This is a genomic window from Akkermansia sp. N21116, from assembly GCF_029854705.2.
In the GTDB taxonomy this organism is placed as follows: Bacteria; Verrucomicrobiota; Verrucomicrobiia; order Verrucomicrobiales; family Akkermansiaceae; genus Akkermansia.
In genome coordinates this window covers 189762-209347 of record NZ_CP139035.1, presented here as the reverse complement: position 1 = coordinate 209347, position 19586 = coordinate 189762, and the positions used below count along the sequence as shown (strand labels likewise).

General features: G+C 51.9%; 16 protein-coding genes. 9 read left to right on the top strand and 7 right to left on the bottom strand.

Annotation, left to right across the window (positions count from 1 at the left end; translation table 11 throughout):
* The first annotated feature begins 94 nt into the window (after positions 1-94).
* The 5 genes from QET93_RS00805 (at position 95) to hisH (ending at position 4516) form a co-directional block, all read left to right on the top strand.
* Positions 95-1027 carry a ribose-phosphate pyrophosphokinase gene (locus QET93_RS00805; protein ID WP_280126654.1) on the top strand — a complete coding sequence of 311 codons (933 nt, stop codon included), beginning with the start codon at positions 95-97 and terminating at the stop codon, positions 1025-1027.
* A gap of 129 nt (positions 1028-1156) precedes the next feature.
* A complete protein-coding gene (locus tag QET93_RS00800; protein WP_280126655.1) occupies positions 1157-1753 on the top strand; it encodes a 50S ribosomal protein L25 in 597 nt (198 codons plus the stop codon).
* 125 nt (positions 1754-1878) lie between these two features.
* Positions 1879-3186, top strand: coding sequence for a hypothetical protein (locus QET93_RS00795; RefSeq protein WP_280126656.1), 1308 nt, complete (start codon positions 1879-1881; stop codon positions 3184-3186).
* 119 nt (positions 3187-3305) lie between these two features.
* Positions 3306-3896 (top strand): imidazoleglycerol-phosphate dehydratase HisB, encoded by a 591-nt coding sequence (hisB, locus tag QET93_RS00790; protein WP_280126657.1) that lies wholly within the window; start codon positions 3306-3308, stop codon positions 3894-3896.
* A gap of 11 nt (positions 3897-3907) precedes the next feature.
* Positions 3908-4516, top strand: a complete 609-nt coding sequence (hisH, locus tag QET93_RS00785) for an imidazole glycerol phosphate synthase subunit HisH (protein ID WP_280126658.1) — start codon at positions 3908-3910, stop codon at positions 4514-4516.
* A gap of 31 nt (positions 4517-4547) precedes the next feature.
* On the opposite strand, the gene QET93_RS00780 is transcribed toward hisH, so the two are convergent.
* Entirely contained in the window at positions 4548-5921 is a 1374-nt protein-coding gene (locus QET93_RS00780) for an alkaline phosphatase family protein (protein WP_280126659.1), read from the bottom strand.
* A gap of 80 nt (positions 5922-6001) precedes the next feature.
* On the opposite strand from QET93_RS00780, the gene rph reads away from it, so the two are divergent.
* The 3 genes from rph to QET93_RS00765 all read left to right on the top strand — a co-directional run bounded on the left by rph (position 6002) and on the right by QET93_RS00765 (position 9097).
* Positions 6002-6787 carry a ribonuclease PH gene (rph, locus tag QET93_RS00775; protein ID WP_280126660.1) on the top strand — a complete coding sequence of 262 codons (786 nt, stop codon included), beginning with the start codon at positions 6002-6004 and terminating at the stop codon, positions 6785-6787.
* A gap of 87 nt (positions 6788-6874) precedes the next feature.
* Positions 6875-7609 (top strand): prepilin-type N-terminal cleavage/methylation domain-containing protein, encoded by a 735-nt coding sequence (locus QET93_RS00770; RefSeq protein WP_322190039.1) that lies wholly within the window; start codon positions 6875-6877, stop codon positions 7607-7609.
* A 168-nt stretch (positions 7610-7777) separates the two neighbouring features.
* On the top strand, positions 7778-9097 hold the full coding sequence (locus QET93_RS00765) for a hypothetical protein (RefSeq protein WP_322190038.1): 1320 nt from the start codon (positions 7778-7780) through the stop codon (positions 9095-9097).
* Between the two features lie 11 nt (positions 9098-9108).
* Here the strand turns inward: QET93_RS00765 and mfd are convergent, their stop codons facing one another.
* The 5 genes from mfd to QET93_RS00740 all read right to left on the bottom strand — a co-directional run bounded on the left by mfd (position 9109) and on the right by QET93_RS00740 (position 17560).
* A complete protein-coding gene (gene mfd / locus QET93_RS00760; RefSeq protein ID WP_280132640.1) occupies positions 9109-12288 on the bottom strand; it encodes a transcription-repair coupling factor in 3180 nt (1059 codons plus the stop codon).
* Positions 12289-12408: 120 nt separating this feature from the next.
* The gene (locus QET93_RS00755; protein ID WP_280132639.1) at positions 12409-13572 is read right to left on the bottom strand and encodes a hypothetical protein; all 1164 of its coding nucleotides are present in this window, start codon (positions 13570-13572) and stop codon (positions 12409-12411) included.
* 17 nt (positions 13573-13589) lie between these two features.
* Complete coding sequence (locus tag QET93_RS00750) at positions 13590-14744, bottom strand: hypothetical protein (protein ID WP_280132638.1); 1155 nt, start codon at positions 14742-14744, stop codon at positions 13590-13592.
* A 209-nt stretch (positions 14745-14953) separates the two neighbouring features.
* Positions 14954-16396, bottom strand: a complete 1443-nt coding sequence (locus QET93_RS00745; protein WP_280132637.1) for an MFS transporter — start codon at positions 16394-16396, stop codon at positions 14954-14956.
* Between the two features lie 18 nt (positions 16397-16414).
* On the bottom strand, positions 16415-17560 hold the full coding sequence (locus QET93_RS00740) for a hypothetical protein (protein ID WP_280126667.1): 1146 nt from the start codon (positions 17558-17560) through the stop codon (positions 16415-16417).
* 181 nt (positions 17561-17741) lie between these two features.
* Between QET93_RS00740 and QET93_RS00735 the strand changes: the two genes are divergently transcribed.
* Positions 17742-18710 carry a hypothetical protein gene (locus QET93_RS00735; protein WP_280132636.1) on the top strand — a complete coding sequence of 323 codons (969 nt, stop codon included), beginning with the start codon at positions 17742-17744 and terminating at the stop codon, positions 18708-18710.
* Here the strand turns inward: QET93_RS00735 and QET93_RS00730 are convergent.
* Positions 18667-19506 carry a histidinol-phosphatase gene (locus QET93_RS00730; protein ID WP_280132635.1) on the bottom strand — a complete coding sequence of 280 codons (840 nt, stop codon included), beginning with the start codon at positions 19504-19506 and terminating at the stop codon, positions 18667-18669. The genes QET93_RS00735 and QET93_RS00730 overlap by 44 nt on opposite strands.
* Positions 19507-19586 lie beyond the last annotated feature (80 nt).

The window sequence follows — 19586 nt, the reverse complement described above, 5'->3', positions numbered from 1 at the left end:
GTATATCTATCCGAAAAATCCCTCTTTTGCAAATAAGGATTGCGAACTGGAAAAACTGTGTCAAAAATAGCCGCGCCTTCCAACTTATCCTTATATGAAAATTATCAGTGGTACTGCACACAGGGAACTTTCCGAGAGCATTGCGCAGCATGCTGGGACACCGTTGACCGATGTGACGGTCAATACGTTTCCCGATGGCGAAAGCTGGGTTAAAATCAACGAAAACATTCGCGGGAAGGACGTCTTCCTGATCCAGCCGACCTGCCCTCCGAAGACCAACCATAACCTCATGGAACTTTGCGTCATGGTTGATGCCGCTCGTCGGGCTAGCGCCGGTCGCATTACGGCCGTTATTCCGTTTTTTGGCTATGCTCGCCAGGATCGCAAGGATCAGCCCCGCGTTCCCATTACAGCCAAGTTGGTGGCGAACCTGCTGACGGCATCAGGCGTAGACCGTGTATTGACGATGGATTTACATGCTGCCCAGATTCAAGGGTTTTTCGATATCCCCGTCGATCATCTGTATGCCAAGCCCGTCTTGATCAAACACTTGCGCGAACACTTCATGCAGGATATGCAGAATCTCGTCGTAGTCTCTCCCGACGTAGGAGGCGTCAAGACTGCCCGAAGCTATGCTATGGCTCTGGGTGCTCCCCTCGCCATTGTGGCTAAAAACCGCGTCAATGCAACGCAAGTGGAAGCGATGAACGTCATTGGCGATGTTGCCGGCCGCAATGTCCTGCTGGTGGATGACATGACTGAAACGGCCGGGACTCTTTGTGCCGCCGCCAAGATTCTCAAGGAACACGGTGCCCAGCGCGTTTTCGCCTGTGTGACGCACGGCGTGCTTGGAGATATGGCTCGCGAACGCCTTGCCAATTCCGAAATCGAACGCCTGCTGACAACCGACACCGTACCTCAAGCCAAAGGGGATAAGGTGGACACTGTCAGCGTTGGCAATCTGCTCGCTCAGGCTGTCAGACGCATTCATGACGGAGAATCTGTATCATCTTTGTTTGACTTTTAATCGAATCTGGTGCAGATTCCTGCCCCCGGCCCGGTCCCAACTGCGGGCGCGGATCATTTAATCGGCGGAATTCTGCACCGAACCTGACGTCGAAAACAACTTAACTCCAACGATCGATCTTATAATAACATGGCTACGACTCATACTCTCAAAGCCGAAACGCGCACTACCATCGGTTCCGGCAAGCTGAACCAACTTCGCAAGTCCGGTCTTGTCCCGGCCGTGGTGTACGGTGTCGGATGCGACAATGTCAATATTCAGGTGAATGCCCGCGAATTTGCCCAGATGCTTTCCGAAGCTTCTTCCGCCCATTTCCTGGTTGACCTTCAGATTGACGGTACATCCAAGCTCTCTCTTCTGCAGGAAGTTCAGCACAACGCTCTTACCGGCGAAGACATGCACATCGACTTCCTTGCCGTGAATGATAATACGGACATCAATTCCGTTGTTCCGATCGTCCTTGTCGGCGAAGCTGCCGGAGCTGCCCAAGGTGGCCTTCTCGACCAAACGATGCACGAATTGCACATCCACTGTAAAGTGAAGGATTTGCCCGAAGTGATCGAAGTAGACGTGACTTCCCTGGCTCTTGGCGGGGTTCTCCGTCTTGCCGATGTCAAACTGCCTAAGGGTGTGACTACTCCCGTTCATGGTGATACCCCTGTTGCCGTTGTGGAAGCTCCTGCCGGTAGTGAGGAAGAAGAAACTCCGGCTCCGGCCGCCGAATAAATCGGAAATATTCCAATTTTACAAGCCTGGGACTGTTTTTACAGTTCCAGGCTTTTTCTTGTGGCGTCATGACGGTTTTTTTGTATAGTAGTCTATCACAAACTACCAAAATTATCATCTACGCTATGAAACGTTTCGTCCTGCCAACACTTCTCCTTGCGACACCTCTGGTTTTTGCCGATGAAATCCACATGGTGGACGGTACTGTTTACAAGGATTGTACCATTGAATTGGAAACACCCAAGGAAGTATCATTTGTGGTCCCCATTAGTAAAACCATCAAGGATACCAAGACGGTGGCCCGTGATCAGATCAAGGAAATTATCAAAAGTACGCCTGACGAGCTTGAACTGAGTAAGCTTGAACGCCGTTATGACCAGCCGGACTCCTTGACTCCCGATGTCGTCAAGGAAGGCAAGGAAGCCTTGGACAAGTTTGTCGAAAAATACCCCAAGTCTAAGAAATTAGAAGAAGCCAAGGCGTTGCAAAGCAAACTGGGAGATATTCTCAAGAAGAATGAAGAAGCTGCAGCCAAGGCGGCAGCCGAAGCCAAGGCCAACGAACCGACTGAGGAGGAAATGCTCCGATTCCGTTACGACATCGAGGCCAATCGTCTCCTGGATTCTATGAAGGCTCATGTCAAGGCTCAGGATCCCTATGCCGCTATGCAGGTTTTTGACAACCTGAAGCAGAAGTATGCCGGATCGAAGGCTTTTGTGGAAGCTTATCCGGTAGCTGCCCAGATTGCCAAGCAAATGAAGGTGAATCTGGCCAAGATGATCAAGGAAGGTGAAGCCCGCAAGGATGCCGAAGATAAAAAGGAACGTGCACAGGATGCAAAGGCCAGAACTCTGACTACGGAACAGAAAGAAGCCTACCAGAAGAAGAGATCCCTCAAACGCGCCAAAGATGCGGAAAACAAGAAGAAGTACATGGAGTTTGCCACTAAGCTTCGTGAAAAACGCATCCGCTGGTTCAAACCGGTACCGACTTATCTTCCTTCTCTGGAAGATTTGCTTCGCGTAGCGACGGCCGATGCCGACTCTCTTGGAATGGATTTGGCTGAAACCATGCCGGAAGCCGGCAAGGCTACGGATGCTTTCAAGGCTGCCTGGGAAAACGTCGATAACAAGCAGTTTACCGAGGCTAGTGAACAGCTTTCCATCATCCGCAGTACTCGTGTGGATAAGGAATACATTGAAGCTCTTGAAGATGTTATTGTTGCCGGCAAGCAGAAAGAACGCGACGACGCTCGTGCCGCCCGCGAAGCCGAAGCCAAGAAGAGGCTTGAAGAACGCCGCAAACAAATTGAAGAACGCCGTAAAAAGAGCAGTCAGCTTAAACAACTTGAAGAGCAGTTCAAGAACAAGAAAGATGGCAAGAAAGGGGAAGAACCTGCTCCTGCCAAGGCTGATGATGCCAAGAAGGATTGATCCGTCAAAGCTCTTGCGGAAACTTTCCGCCTTTCATTTCATGGACATATTTCCCGGATTCCCGGGGGATATGTCCGTTTCCGCTTTTATTGGAGAAGAATATGGTATAAGAAACCCTCATGAGACAGGACGCACGCAAAAGGACGACGGGAGAAACCGATATTGCCCTGGAAGTGAATCTTGATGGAACCGGATGCGGGGCCATTGCTACGGGACACGCCTTTTTTGATCACATGCTCAATCTAGTGGCTCGCCATTCATTGATGGATCTCAAGATCGATGCCCGGGGAGATTTGGATGTCGATGCGCACCATACCGTCGAGGATGTAGCGATTGTCCTCGGCGACTGTATTCGCACGGCTCTGGGTGATAAGAAGGGTATTGTCCGTTATGGATGTGCCTACATACCCATGGACGAAACTCTTTGCCGCGTCGTGATCGATTTGAGCAACCGTCCTTACCTTTCCTTCCGCATCCCCGAAACAGGTCTTCCGGATGCCCCTAACTTTCCGTTGACGCTGTGTGAAGAATTTTGCAGAGCATTCGCCAATAACCTTCGCTGCAATCTGCATGTCGAAGTGTTTTACGGCAGGGATGGACACCACATTGCGGAATCCGTCTTCAAGGGCATTGCCCGTGCCTTGCGGGAAGCCGTGTCCGTCGATCCTAGGACGCGCGATCTTGTTCCGTCCACCAAGGGAACCTTGTAAAGAATCCTTCTATGAAACTCGGCGTTATCGATTATGGAGCGGGCAATCTCAGAAGTGTTTGCAATAGCTTCCGGGCTGCAGGTTATGAAGGTTCCCTGATCCGGTCGGAAGAAGACATGGCGGGACTGACCCACTTGGTTCTGCCCGGTGTCGGGGCTTTTGGAGATTGCATGGAGAAACTCCATGCACAGGGACTGGTTACTCCTATTCGTACGTGGATTGAGCAGGACAAGCCTTTCCTCGGTATTTGCATCGGGTATCAGGTTTTATTCGAATCCGGTGAAGAAACGCCGGGAGTGGCCGGACTGGGCATCTTCAAAGGACAGGTGGTACGCTTCCCGGAAATGGGGCTCAAGGTTCCTCACATGGGGTGGAACAGTGTTCAACTGTGCGACAAGAGGGATCCTTTGTGGCGAGGTATGGGAGATAATCCCTATTTCTATTACGTCCACTCTTATTATCCTTGTCCCGAAGATCACGACCTGATTGCCGCGACAACGACATACGGCATTCCCTTTGCCTCCGCAATTCGCTGCGGACGTTTGACTGCTACCCAATTCCATCCGGAGAAGAGCCAGCGCCTCGGCATGCTGCTGCTCAAAAACTTCATGAACCTTTGAGCGTTATCCTCTCTTTTTCCCGTCCGGGACGTCAGGAAAAGGCGGAAAGGATAACGTTATGAATATCTTCCGGGCGGACGATATCCGGAGTGCCTGGAGGTGCGATGCAGAGCGGCCTGTCCGGTTCATCGACCAGATCACTGCCGTGGGAACCGCGTACTAAGTTGCCGTTCAAAGGAATAACTTCCAGAAGAGCACGGAATCCCAGCTTTTTTTTCAAGAGGAATGAACCGATATTGAGTTTCGGGCAATGCAGGGAGGGATCCAGGAATAATTCGGCGGGATCATACCCCGGTTTCCGGTGGATATCCACACAACGGGCAAAGTCCGGGGCGTGGATATCGTCGTCCCAGTAATAGTAGGAAAACCATGCGTCCGCCTCGGCAACGGCTACGAGATCGGCATGGCGTTCGGCTGTGACTTGTGGAAGAGCATCCGGATTTACTTGGCGAATGTCGGCGATGCCGGACGTCTCTTTCAACAGACGGATGACCTCCTCCTTCAGTGATTTGTCATTGATGTAAATGTGGGCGGTTTGATGGTCGGCAATGGCGAAAACGTGTGAGGCTCCGCAGTCCAGCATGTCGCGGTTCATTTCGTTCCTGACGGTGATCCAGCCTTTCTTGCGGAACAGGCGGTTCAGGGCGATATCCCGGCGAACGGGGGAGAGCCCGTATTCGCTGAGAACGATGGGGATGACTCCCCGGGTTTCGTAAAATTCGATCAGGTCGGCGGCCAGATTGTCCGCTTCTCTGATGGCTGGACGGGCCTCGGGAGTATCGGGCCCAAAGCGTTGCAAGTCGTAGTCCAGATGGGGGAGATAAACCAGGCTCAAGTCGGGCTTGTAGCGGTTCTCCGTCCAGATGGCTGCCTCGGAGATCCATTTCGAAGAAGGTAATCCTGCCGCCGGTCCCCAGAAGAAGGGGAAGGGGAAACGGCCCAGATCCTTCTGGACGTCTTCCCTCAAGTTCATGGGCGTTGTATAGATATCGAACACTTTGCGCCCATCGGCGGGATACATCGGACGCGGCGTCATGCTCCAGTTGACGTCCGAGTACATGTTATACCACCAGAACAACTTGGCACAGGTGAAATTTTCTCCGAATTTCCGGCGAAGGGTTTCCCATATTTTTTCACCTTGCACCAGTTTGTCGGACTGCTTCCAGAACTGCACTTCGCACATGGTGCGGTGGTACCATCCATTGCCCGTGATTCCGTGTTGCTCCGGAGAGAGACCTGTCAAATATGTGCTTTGCGCTGTGCAGGTAACGGCGGGAAAGGAAGGACGGAAGGAACTCGTTTTCTTCGTGGCGGCCCAGGCGGACAATCGGGGCATGCCGGGCAGAATACGCCGGGAGAGACCGACCAGATCGATAACGGCAACGCGAGGACGGGATGAATCCATGTCAGGAATATGAGGCACGAATGCCTCTTGAGTCCACCTTTCAATTTGTAATATCGCGAAAATGAGTCATCATAACCGGCATGCAACGTCATGATAATCGCCAGACGGACCAGCTCCGTCCCGTCTCCTTCGTTCCCGGCATCGCCCCGAATGCCACGGCATCCGTTCTCGTTTCCTTCGGCAATACGAAAGTGATTTGTGCCGTGACTATTGAGGACGATGTTCCCCGCTGGATGAAGATTCAGAAGGTCGAGGGAGGATGGCTGACCGCTGAATACTCCATGCTTCCTTATTCGACGCTTGATCGCAAGAAACGTGACATTAGTTCCGGCAAGCTTGACGGCAGATCCAGCGAGATCCAGCGCCTGATCGGCCGTTCCCTGCGTGCAGCCGTTGATCTTGTTAAGATCGGACAGCGCACGATCTGGATCGACTGCGATGTTTTACAGGCGGATGGCGGAACTCGTACGGCTTCCATTACAGGGGCTTCCGTTGCTTTGTCCATTGCTCTGAACAAACTTGTCGCTGACGGTAAACTGCCGGAAAATCCCATGAAACGGCTCGTTTCCGCTATTTCCGTAGGTATGCTGGAAGGTACCCCTCTGCTGGATCTCTGCTATGTAGAAGACAAGGATGCCGACGTTGATATGAACCTCGTCATGACTGATCGCGGCGAATTTGTGGAAATCCAGGGATCCGGTGAAGAAGCCGTCTTCACGGAAGAAGAAATGGAAGCTCTTCTCAAGCTGGGACGTCAAGGGATCCGGGAATTGACAGAATTGCAAAGGAAAGCGATAGCAGAGGCGGATCGCCCCGATCCTGAGGCGCTCGCTTCGTTGAAGGATTGTTTTTCGCCTCGTGCGTGATTTTGATAAGAATTGACTTGTCTAAGCGAAGAAATCTTTGTAGCGTAAATGAAATGATTGATGGGTCTTCTCCATGAAGATCCGCACATGAAAACATTCCTTACTAATCCCATGAAAAACACACTCAATACGAGAACCAAGCGGCAGGGTTTCACCTTGATCGAATTGCTCGTTGTGATTGCCATTATCGCTGCGTTGGCATCCGTGTCCTACGGCCCGATCCTCAATCAGCTGAATAAGGGTGACCAGAACATGGCATTGCAGAACATGAAGCAGATCGGTGTCGGTCTCAGTGACTTCTCCAATGACTATGGTGCATATCCCGACGATGAAACGGCAGCCCTGATTCAGGAACGCCAGCCGGATCTCAACTATGGCCCGATGACGGGTGAGTATTCCAATGACTACCTCCGCCAGCTCTTTACCAAGATGGATTCCGAAAAGAACTTCTACTGCAAGCTTCAGGGGGAAATGGGACGTACTCATGAACCCGATGAAAAGATTGCAAACGGCAAGGGCTTGACCAAGGGGGAATGTGGTTTCGCCTACGTGATGAAGGCTAACAAGACCGGGCTTCCCGTTCCGGATACCCGTACGCCTGTTTTGATGACGCCCGTGTTTGAAGTCGGTGCTACCGGCGACGATGTGACGTTTGATTATGACAGCTTCCGTGGCAATGCTTTCGTCCTTCTGCTTGACCAGTCAGTGAACCGCAAGACAGTTGATGAAACGGGAAGCAAGATCCCCGGCCTTTTCCCGGAAAACAAGAGAAAAGGCACCAGCACCGGTGAGAAGTTCATCGTGCTTGCTCCCGAACTCTAATAAATCAATTATTCATTTATCTCTTAACAAGGGATGCGGCAAAGCCATGCCGCATCCCTTGTTTGTTTTTTACTGGAGGGGAAGGAATGAGGGATTATTGAAAATCATGCAAAAATTTATTCCTTCTTGAAAATAAAAACAAACCCATGTAACGATGACGGTATATAGATGATGAAAATGCATTCCGGACTCATAGCTTGCTTCTTCTGTGCTTTATGGTTGTTTGTTACCCCCTCTCAGGCCGGTATGGGATGGTTGAGCGATGTGCCGGAGGCCTGTCGGCAGGCAAAAGCGCAGCACAAGGATTTGATGGTGGTGTACAAGGGTAGTAATTGGGAGAAGACGGAGGACAGGGATATTAAGAATATGCTTTCCTGCGAAGCTGTGATGAAGCCTTGGACTGATCAATTTGTCCTGCTGGAGCTTTCCCATCCTCAAGCAGGTCAAGATGACGATGCAACGACTCTTCTCATCCTGGCCGATGAAAATAACAGACCGTATTATGCCTTGAATACGTCATCTTTGAAACAAGGGGCATACTGTATATCGGAGGAAATAGGTTTCTCAAAATTAGTTCGAGAGAAAGTGGCATTCCTCTTTTCAAAACTGCCGGAATTGCAAGGAGATGATCGTTTCCGTCTCATGGGAGAAATTCTGCAAATAGTCAATGCGCATGTTTCTGAGGTGAGTCAACCTTATATCGATTGGGTGAGGGAACTGAAAGAAAAAGACAAACAGGATGTCAGCGGTTACAAGAAGTATACAAGACAACAAGGGGAGATATTCAATCAGTGGGCTCAATTTCTGGTACAGTCGAATTCGATCAGGATGGATTGCGACGAACAGGGATTGGATGAGAAAGCAAAGGATGAAAAGATGAAAGCATTGTGGACGTCAATCGTGAACGATCCTCAATTGTCTCCTCAGCTGAAATTGCTCGCTTATTGTCTAGTGGGTATTAAAAGCGAACTAGGCGATATTTTTTCTTTAAAAACGGAACAGGATATGATGCCGGTATCTGAAAAAATTGTCAGGAGGATAGAGGAGATCAGTCCCCGCAGCCGGGAAGCTTATCTATTGGGTAGAAAAATCCCTTCCTTTCTGTTGGCTTATGTTATTTTTACTGAGATGGACGAAATGCTAAAGGCTGGTAAGTATGACGAAATACTTCAGAAATTGGAGGAAGGGGAGAAAAAATTGCCTTGCGATAACAGTATTCGGAGCAATTACATGCTTGTGAGGGGGAAGATTCTTATCATGAAAGGGGAGATGGATGACGGCCTTGCCGCGATAGAAAAAGCGGCGGAGCTGATGGCCTTTTCTGAACGGGGCAGACAGATTGAGGGATATTTGTTCAAATTCCGAGAGAATAGAGAGCTGATTTTGGAGCTTTTGAAAGAAAAACAACAAGGAAATTCTTCAAGAGAACAACAGCTTAAAGAGTTGTTGTTTATTATGGTGAACATGGAATTTATGATACCCTTGTAAGTAAGTCCCGATTAAAGCTGTTCCATCATCGCGAGGACTTCTCGAAGTTTAGCTGCGGGTTTTGACTTGAGGAGCCGGGGGAATTTGTTGCTCAACAGGATGTAGTCACCGTTGCGCGTCAACATGAGGCGTTGCCCGCTGATTTCCACTTGGGAAATTTGCGCACGGGAGGCCAGGATTTTGATTTTCTGGCAGATGAGAAGATTATCCGTTTCCGGGGGAATGGGACCGAAGCGGTCTCGCCAGGCCCCCTCCAGGACGGTGATCTCGTGGATTTCCCGGGCGTTGGAAAGGTCTTTGTAGGCGGCGATGCGGAGACGGGATTCTTCCATGTACCCCATGGGGATGAAGGCTCCTATGTGTTCTGCGTTGCGTTTCCCGGTGTCGGCGAGGCGCGATTCGCTAAAGATGAGGAAGTCCGCCCGAAGGCCGGCATCGATACGGGGCAGGGTTTGCTTGCCCTGGAGTTGTTCGATGGATTGGCGGAGGAGCTGGCAGTAAAGGTCGAAGCCGATGGCGGCGATATGGCCGCTTTGCTGGGTGCCAAGCAGATTGCCGGCGCCACGAATTTCGAGATCGCGCATGGCGACTTTAAAGCCGGAACCCAATTCCGAGTATTGTTTGATAGCGGAAACGCGTTTCCGAGCGTCGTCCGTTGTCAAAGAACTGCGGGGAAGCATGAGATAGGCGTAGGCAAGATGTCCTGAACGTCCGACGCGGCCGCGAAGCTGGTAGAGGTCGGCAAGGCCGAAGAGATCAGCCCGGTCGATGATAATCGTGTTGGCGTTAGGGATGTCGATGCCACTCTCGATGATGGATGTGGCCAAGAGGACATCCGCTTCTCCGTGGACAAAGGTGCGCATGACGTCTTCCAGCTCGTCCTTGGGCATTTGACCGTGTCCGATGACGATGCGGGCTTGTGGAACAAGCTGCAAAAGCTTGTCTCGGAACAATTCAATCGTCTTCACCCGGTTGTGGAGGAAGAAAACCTGGCCGCCGCGTTCAAGTTCCCGGAGGATAGCGGTACGGATAATGCGCTCGTCATAAGGGCAGACGCTGGTTTGGACCGGAAGACGGTTGACGGGCGGAGTCTCGATAGTACTCATATCGCGCGCGCCCATGAGGGCGATGTAAAGCGTGCGGGGAATAGGGGTGGCCGAGAGTGTGAGTACGTCAATTCCACGGAAGAGGTCTTTGAATCTTTCCTTGTGGCGGACTCCGAAACGCTGTTCTTCGTCGATGACGACAAGACCGAGGTTTTTGATGCGGACATCTTCGGAAATAAGGCGGTGAGTACCGATGACGATGTCGACAGAACCGTTGGCGAGTCCGTCGATGATGGTCCTGACGTTTTTGGCCGGGGTGAAGCGGCTGAGCATTTCAATGCGGACGGGGTATTCGCTCATGCGCGAGCGGAAGGAGCGGAGGTGTTGTTCGGCAAGGACGGTTGTCGGAACAAGGACGGCTGCTTGCTTGCCCCCGGTGATGCATTTGAAGGCGGCGCGGATGGCGACTTCCGTTTTACCGAAACCGACGTCGCCGCAGATGAGCCTGTCCATGGCTTTGGCGGATTCCATATCGGCCTTGGTCTGGGAGATTGCCCGGAGTTGATCGGGCGTTTCGCGGTAGGGAAAAGAGTTTTCGAACTCCCACATCCAATGGTTGTCCGGCGGGTGGGCGTAGCCGGTATCGGTGTTGCGCTTTGCCTGGATTTCAAGCAGATGGGCCGCATAGTCGGCAACGGCTTTTTCAGCGAACTTGCGGGCTTTCTGCCACCGGGTGTCGCCGAGTTTGTTGAGATCGGGGGACTTGTTGCCGAGTCCGATATAGCGGCAGACGAGATGGGCCTGGCTGAGTGGAACATGAAGGATGGCATTGTCCTTGTACAGGATCTGCATTTCCTCGTCGCCGGTATCGTCCGATGAGGCGATGCGAATGAATTTGCCGATGCCGTGGGTGGTGTGGACCACAAGGTCTCCAGGGTTGATTTCCCGGAGGGATGCCTGGGACCTGACCTTGCGTGCCTGTTCTTCGCGGTCGGCGCGTTTGCGGGCTGAGGCAGCCTGGTATCTGCCGAAGAGTTCCGAGGAAGAGAGAACGGCGAGACGGGCGGAGGGGACGATGAAACCGTGCGGAAGGTCGCCGCGGAGGAAATCCGCTTCGAGGAGTACGGCGTGCTGGCCGCTGATTTCCCGGAATCGTTCTTCTTCTCCGGCATTGGGGAAGAAGATGGCGACGCTCCAATCCTTCTCCTTCCACTCGGTTAGTTGGCGTGCCGCCAGCTCACGCTTCAATTCCTGCATGACGAAGTCGCCGGCTTCGAAAGTACCCAGCGGGTTGTCAAGAATAGCGTTGGAAAAGTCCTCTGCTCCTTCGGCATCGTCCGGGGGGGCATTGAGGATGGCGAGGTCTCCGGGTTCTACACTGGCGGGTGTCGTGATCACGATGTCGTCCTGGGTGATCCTGGAGCGCAGAGTTGTCTCGGAGGGCTTTTCCCGGAACATGAGAAGAACCCGGGGCGGTTTGCGGAAGGAAACCTGGGTATCAATGTCGAATTCGCGCAGGGATTCGATTTCGTCGTCGAAGAATTCGACGCGGATCGGATTGGACGTCTGAAGGGGAAATAGATCGACGATACCACCGCGTTTGGACCATTGACCGCGCGAGATAACCTGGGCAACTTGTTCGAAGCCATTGTCCATGCACCGGGCAATCAGTTCGTCGGGAGTGATTTTCATGCCTGTCGTCAACACCATGGAATCGCTGTCTTCGGCATCAAGGGAGGGCGTTTTGTTGTCCAGAGCCTGCCGGGTCAGGACGATCACCTGGGTTCCGGAAGTCGAAGCAATCATTTGCAAGATGTTGAGCCTCTCCGCCGTCAAGTCGGGATCGGGCAGGTTGCCCGGGACGATTTCCTCCTGATCGGGCAGGAAGAGTGGTCGCTTGACGCCCCACGTATAGAGTTGGGAATGAATGGCCTCCTGGGCTTTGAGATGAGGGGTGACAACCCAGATTCTTTTCCCGGCGGGGATGGCATGGATGGCGAGCGCTGTCGCAAAGGCTACGCCGCATTGGTCGGTGTGGTCCAGCAGGACTGGGGGATCGTTTTTATCCCTGTCGCGCAACTGATCGAAAACCTCCCGGAAGCCGGGGGCTTGTTGAACGCGTTGGATGAGAGAAGAAATGTCCATGGCAGGGCGACAGCGGTCCAAACGTGTGATTCATAGGCGCGAATGTGCGCCGTATCAAAGATGGACTGCGTCATTAGGCTTCCGTATTTACTCTGGATAGCAACGGAAGAGAATGATTTTTTATGCGTTCAATGATATTTTGATCCCTGATTTTCCCCAGAATTTCACGAACTCGTCTGAAAGCTGTTTCCAAGAACGTCCATCCAATAGAATCTGATGGGATTCCTCTAAGCAGGCTCCGGTTTGAAGAGCCCGGATGAATTTTTTAATGCGAGAGGCATCGCCCTTACCATCCCCGTGATAAAAGTAATAGGTGAGCAATAAGGCTGCCCCATATTTCATATCAATATCTTGATCCGTATTGAATTGATCATAGTTTATAGTCATGAGATCTTGAAGCTTGGGTAGCTTGATGTTTTTGGTAAGAGCTCTTCCTGTTTTTCCATTGAGTCCATCTGCAGTAATAGAGGAAATAATAGAGCGCTTGTTTCCTTTGAAATTGAAACGCCCATTCCTGTATGGTGTGCATTCAACATATTGGGCTGCTCCTTCGCTAAACCACGGTTGATCTGTAACTTCCATCCGCATGAGCATATGAGTAGTTTCGTGGATCAAGGTTGTGATGTCATCGTCTCTGTAATTAATGCTGAAAGACTTTCCGTTTTTTTTGATACCCAAGGATTCAAATGGAGCAATGACGTAGCCATATTTTGACGGCTCTTCCCCCCATATTTGACATCCGTCACAATCTGGAAGTCCTCCGGCCTGGATGAAAGATTCCCTCTTTTCAAAAAGGTAAATCTTGAATTTTTCGTCTTTATCGGAGACGGGAGCATTGTTCAAAGGGAGATTACGGTTTGCTTCATATGTTGATTCAAAAATTTGAGCGAATCGTTTAATGACCTGTTTTGTTATTTTTGCATCGCAAATGAAATTGAAATGTGGGGTTCCGTATGTATATTTGCCAGGTTTTTCTGTAATGATTTCAATGGGGAAATCCAGATTTATTTTCGATTCAGTTGGCCAGGGATCATTGAAATTATTGCCTTCCAAGATTCCCTCTTTCAAATAATGACGGTCAATTTGAGAGAGTGTTTCATTTTTCAATAATTTACTGTTCCCATCAGAAGTAAGGACGCATACTCCTTCAGGTGTTATTTCAATAAGTGAAGCTTTAATTTTACCTTGTGATGTGTTCCATTCTCTTTGCATGGAGGCTTGAGATAATGGAACGGTAATGCAGAGGAATAGAAAAAAGTAGAGATATAGTGGCTTTGTAAACATAATGGAGTAGGAAGGAATTAGGATTCGAATTCGATGGTTACACCGTTGCGTTTCCAGAATGAAGAGATTTCATCGGCCAGTTTGTTCCAGTCCCTGCCATCGAGCAGGAGTTCCCTGGCCATGTCGGGGGATGCTCCTTTTTGCAGGGCTTCGACATATTTTTTGATACGGGCACCGTCGCCCTTGCCGTCGACATGGTAGAAAAAGTAAACGAGCAAAGGCGCGAGCCCATAGTGCTGGTTTGTAGAAGGACCTGTCACGAAATCGCGATAGCTCATGGTCATGAGCCGCTTGAGCGAGGTGGCCTTGATATTTTTGCCGAGGTTGCGCCCGCGTTTTTTTTCTACTCCGAATGCGGTGACTGCCAGCATGATAGGGCGGCGGTTGGCTTTGAAATTGAATTTGCCTGTTCTGTACGGGCTGAGTCCGACGTATTCGGCGGATCCTTCGCAAAACCATGCTTCTTGCTTGGTCTCATTGGTCATGAGAAGGTGGGTGATTTCGTGGATGAGAGTTTTGATGTCGTCGTCTTTATAGTCGATGGCGTATGCTTTACCGACTTTTTTGACGCCGAGAGATTCAAAAGGAACGATTACCCTGCCGAATTTTCCCATGGAAGGCCGCCATATTTGCATGCCGGCTGTTTCCGGGGCTCCTCCGGCCCTGTGATAGTCTGAGCGCTTTTCAAAGAGGTAGGCCTGGAATTTGTAATCGGGATCTGAGACGGGAGCGTTATTGATGGGAAGACGGCGGTTGGCTTCGTAAGTCGCTTCAAAGATAAAGGCAAGCCGTTTGATGACGAGCGAACCGAGCCGGGCGTCGCAAGTGAACTGGAAGTGCGGTGTTTCGTAAATGTATTTTTCGGGACCGTTTTCGATAGTGGTAACTTCGAAGGTATCCTCAATCTCCGCGCTGTCCGGCCATGGGGCATTGAAGTTTGGCCGGCCCGGTTTGTTTTGTTCTGCAATCCACAGGCGGTCTTCCGGGGAGAGGGTGTTAATGGGAATTTTGGCGGTTTTTCCGTTGGGTAATTGCAGGGAGACTGTCGTTTTGTCCGAGGCTATCATTTCTGCCGTGATCGTTTTACCGGAAATATTAGTCCAGGTTCGCGATTCGGCAGAGGCTTGCCAGGATATGGCAAGAAGGCAGAAAAAGAGGGCTTGGAGGCGCATGGCAGGATGGGAATGGAATGAATGAAAGACTTTCTGCCGGACGGATTGATCACATAGCATTGGATTGATCTGGACATCAGAACAAAATCCGGCAGAAAGAAAAATTCATAGTTCCCATATAATATATGCTATACCTCGGGGAAAGAACAAGGTGGAAAAGAATCTTTTTGCTTTTTCTCTCCGAAGAATTGTTTTTGTAGCTGTCGCTACTAGTATTTTCTGGGAGTAGGAAGGAAGATCAGGAGCATGCCGCAGATAAACATGAGGCATCCTGCTACCGCAAGGGTTGTTGTCAGCGGAATCCCTTGGTCTTTGAACCATCCTCCGAAGAAGGATATTAATGCCCCTACTCCCGCAGAGGTCAGATTGAGCAGGCCGTAGCCTGTGGCTGAGTAGTGTTCATTGATATGGGAACGCAGGATGGGCATGAGCGTGGCATCCATGCACCCCTGGGCAATGCCCTGGGTGGCGATGAAAGCCAGCATGAGAGTGAGAGGCACCCGGAAGTCCAGGCCGAATATTCCCGGGAGCAGGGCAAGGACGATCAGAGGCCCCGCGATACTGAACGAGATGCCCGGAACGAGAGCCCGGGCTTTGAGGTTGTGCCGATGCCATGCATCAGCGATGAAAGCTCCTGCGATGACGGCAACGTATTTTGCCAGGGAACTCCACAGGGTAGCCGCCGGGCCTGCCTCTCCGGCGGAAAGGTTGTAGGTGTCCTGAAGGAGGGTAGGATACCAGGTCAGCAGGAACCAGTTCCCGGCACCGGCGAAGGCGACTACTCCCAGGAGCATCCACATGGCGCGGCCACGGAGCAGTTGGGAAAGGACTTGAAAGGAGGAGAGTGTTTCATTGGGGGCCAATTCCCTGGCAACCTGTTCTTTTTCTTCGGAGGTGGTTGCCCGTTCGGAGAGGACGGAAGACGGTTCTTTGAGGAAGACGATGAGGACAAAGGCGTATATAACCCCGATCAGCCCGAACAGGGCGAATGTCATGCGCCAGCCGATCCAGTCGGACATGGTTCCCCCGTACCCGGCCAGAGCCATGCCGGCATAAATGCCGCTCATGTGAATCCCGGTGGCGATGGACCGGGTGTTGCCCCGGTGGAAGTCGGTGATGAGGGCGAGAGCCGCAGGGATGTAGAATGCCTCGCTGATTCCCATGGCAGCCCGTGCGATTAGCAGGGTGGTGTAATCCTGAGCATGCCCGGTCCACCAAGTTACAGAGGACCAGACGACGAGAGAACAAAGGATGACGATGCGGCGGCTGTAACGGTCTGCGATGAATCCTCCGACCGGGCTGAGAAGGGCGTAGACAAGCAGGAAGACGGAGGTGACCATGCCGAACTGGCTTTCGGACATGGCAATACTGTTGGTAACGGGCTCGTGCAGGGCGGAAAGGAGTTGGCGGTCAAAATAGTTGAGCATGACCACCACCCAAAGGAGGCCGACGGCGATCCAGGCCCATTTACCGGGTTTGGTGGATGGATCGGCAAGAGAACTGATGTTTTTGACGCCTTTTTTGACGGCGCCGATGATAATAATAGCAATGACGGCGGCCATGAGGGAGAGCACAAGTGTGTCAACAAGGCCAGCGTAGGAGCTGAGGTTGATTGAGCCGGTGGCCAGAATATGCATAAGGGAGGAAGTCATGGTTTTATAGGAAGTTGATTAAAGTGACGAAGAGGCTGCTCCGGTTATGGCCGTGCGTATGCCGGGATATGTTTCCCCGCTGATGGTGAGGATGTCGCCCCGGTAGATGACTGCCGGAGCGGTTGCGATGCCTACGGGCCATTCTCCGACATGTGTCCATGTGTTTTTTGCAGGGTCGAAGGAGTATATGGCTCGCGATTGACCGGGATGAATGAGGGGGGCTGCGTTTTTCAGGGAGGCTCGGTAGTAGTTACCGGGATCGCCCCCGATCAGCAGGACGGTACCTTGGGCGGATCTGGGAGCCGGATTGGCTGCTGCTGCAAGGGGTTCCGGGATGTCTGCCACGGGGGTCGTACTCCACTGGCGCGTGGCCGTATCGAGTACCCGGACGGAGCTGAGGTAGGTTCGTTCGGCCTGGCCTTTGGCATCGGGAGCGAGGGAACACCCCCCCATGATCAGAAGTTTCCCGTCGTGGATGGCTCCGGTTGCCAGAATGCGGCCGGGCCCCGGCATGTCGGGGAGTTTTTCCCATTGGAGAGGGGAGGAGGCCAGATTGAGGAAGTAGGCCGAAACGAGAGCTTCCGTGGAGTCGGGAGCCAGCTGTCCGCCAATTACATAGAGTGTGGTTCCTTCCCGGGCGAAAGCCGGGTAGGCTACCGGGTGGGGAAGGGGAGGAAGTTCTCGAATGGAAATTTGCTTGTCCGGTCCTGGGGTCACGAGCATGCATTCTTTCAAATGACCGTTGGCGTTGCAGCCTCCGGCAATAACCATTCCCTGGGGCATGTCTGTAAATGCCGCATATCCGATGGGGCGAGGAAGACGTCCGATTGTTGTCCAGCGTCCGTCACGAAGCAGGAAAACATCCGCATGGAATACTTTTTCCCCTCGTTCCGCAGGAGTCTTGGCTCCGGGCTTGGCGTACGGGAAGTTGGCTCCTCCTGCCGCAAGAACAATTTCTTCTCCTGTCCGGCATGGGAGAGTTGCCGCAACCATGCCGGCTCGTCCGATGTGGTCGGGCAGGGGGGCTGACGTGTGATGAGGCGGGGAGGCGGCTATAGAAAACGCTGCCGTTGTCAGCAATGACAGGGCAGCCAGCAGTGTGGCGATAGGGAAATTCATGGGAGGAGTCTTCACGTTTTTATCATTGATGGGAGAGGCTGTCATGAAGAAAAGATTTTTACAGGACAAAATTGTATTTTGGTGACGCTAAGGTTCATGGAAACGAAGCACCGGACAAGGGCAGATTATTCCTTCAATGGGAAATTGAATGGTTTTGTCACGGAGGGACTCTAACCTGTGTACCGGAATTGTTGCCGCCTGAATTTCAAGAACCAGATCCAGAACGATGAAATTGCATTTTACTATTCTACTATTGGCGTGTTCATGTACGTTGGTTGCGGCGGAAGACATGATCCTGAAAGATGGACGCAATTTGAAAGATATACGCATTCTGGAAGAGGGTGCCGATTACGTACGTGTGGAGCACCATGAAGGTATTGCCCGCGTGGATGTCTCCATGATGACGGATGGATGGAAGGAGAAGCTTCATTTGACGCCTGAGGAAGTTTCAGAGAAGAAGAAGAGGCTCGCTGAGCAAAACAGAGAAAGAGTCCGTCTTCAGAAAGAACGTGACCGCCAGGTGAGGGAGTCCCTTTCCGAAGCGGAAAAAACTCCTCGGTACCTGAAAGGGGCGGATATCCTGAAGATGGTTTCCGTGTTTACCTCTATGGATCCTATCGAAGCCGAAGCTGCCGCGTTGCGCTGGAATATGGCCGAGGCGCAGAGGGTTGGCATGAGCGAACAGGCGGATTTGTTTAAGAATCAGCTTGCGTCTTATGAACCTAATTTGCAGAAAATCCAGCAACAGCGGCAGGAGGATGAACTGTATTGGAAGAACATGCAAAGTGATTACGAACGGATGATGAATGATTCCCGGGAAAAGATGGCCAGCTTGTCTTCACAAATTAATTCCATTCGCAAAGATTTAAAAGAAGTCAGTTCACGTCCTACGGAAACCAGGACCGTCGTCTACAGGGAACCGTATTATACTCCTCAGCAAATTATCGTGCCGCGTGTGGAACGGGAGACGGTGGTTGTCAGGCCGCCACGAATTTATCCGCCTCGTCCCGTCAATGTTACGACGACGAAAAATTCGATTTCCATCGGCCCGGGAACCAGTCATCCTCGTCCGTCCGGCGACTCTTCACATAGCCGGCCTCCGTTCGTTCGCCCTGCGGAAGTGAGGCCTGCGGTGGTGAATCCGGCGGGTGTTAAGCCTGCTCAGGTTCATCCTGCGATCCAGTATCGTCGATAGGCATGAGCACAATGCGTCCGCGTTTGATGCGTGCCAGGTGGGAGAACCCTGTTTCCTTGGCAAGAGTGAGCGCTCGTTCGAAGTCTTTACCGATGTCCTGAGGTGCGTGCGCGTCCGAATTGATCACGAGGGGTATGCCGGCTTCGCAGGCAAGGCTGAGGAATTCTCGTGAGGGATATTGTTCCGCACAGGGTTTGCTCCATCCGGCGGTGTTGATTTCCAGGACGCTGCCTGCATCCGCCATGGCTTCGATGACGGGGATGTAGTAGCGTTTTAAATCTCCGGAGGGGCGGTGTCCGAATTTACGGATCAGATCAGCGTGTCCCATAATGGTGAATTGGCGTGATCGGACCATGTCGAGGTAGAGATTCCAGTAGCGTCTCCAGGCTTCCTCGACGCTTGTCTGGTTCCAGAAGACCATGCTGAGCGGGTTGTCAAAGTCCCATTTATTATCCAGATAATGGACGGAGCCGATGAGGTAGTCCCAGTCCCGCAATGCGTGAAGGTGGTCGATCCAGGACTCGATGCCTGGCACCCAGTCGCATTCCAGTCCGCAGCGGATTTGTAGATCCGTATCGCGAGCGAGGCATTCCGCTTCTGCGATCCAGTCGAAGTAGGCGGGCAGTTCTGAAGAAAGCATGCGCCAGTCGTCGAAAGGTTCGTTCGGCATGGGGGCATGGTCGGCGACACCGTATTCGGCCAGTCCTTGTTGGAGGGCTGCCTGGACGTATTCCCGGACGCTGCCTTCGGCATGCCGGCAAAGAGGTGTATGGGTGTGGTAGTCGGTCGGTTTCATTGCCGTTATCAGGATAACAAAAAAGAATGCATATTCAAATTGCAACTGTGGAAATATGTAATATAATCATATCAGACAAC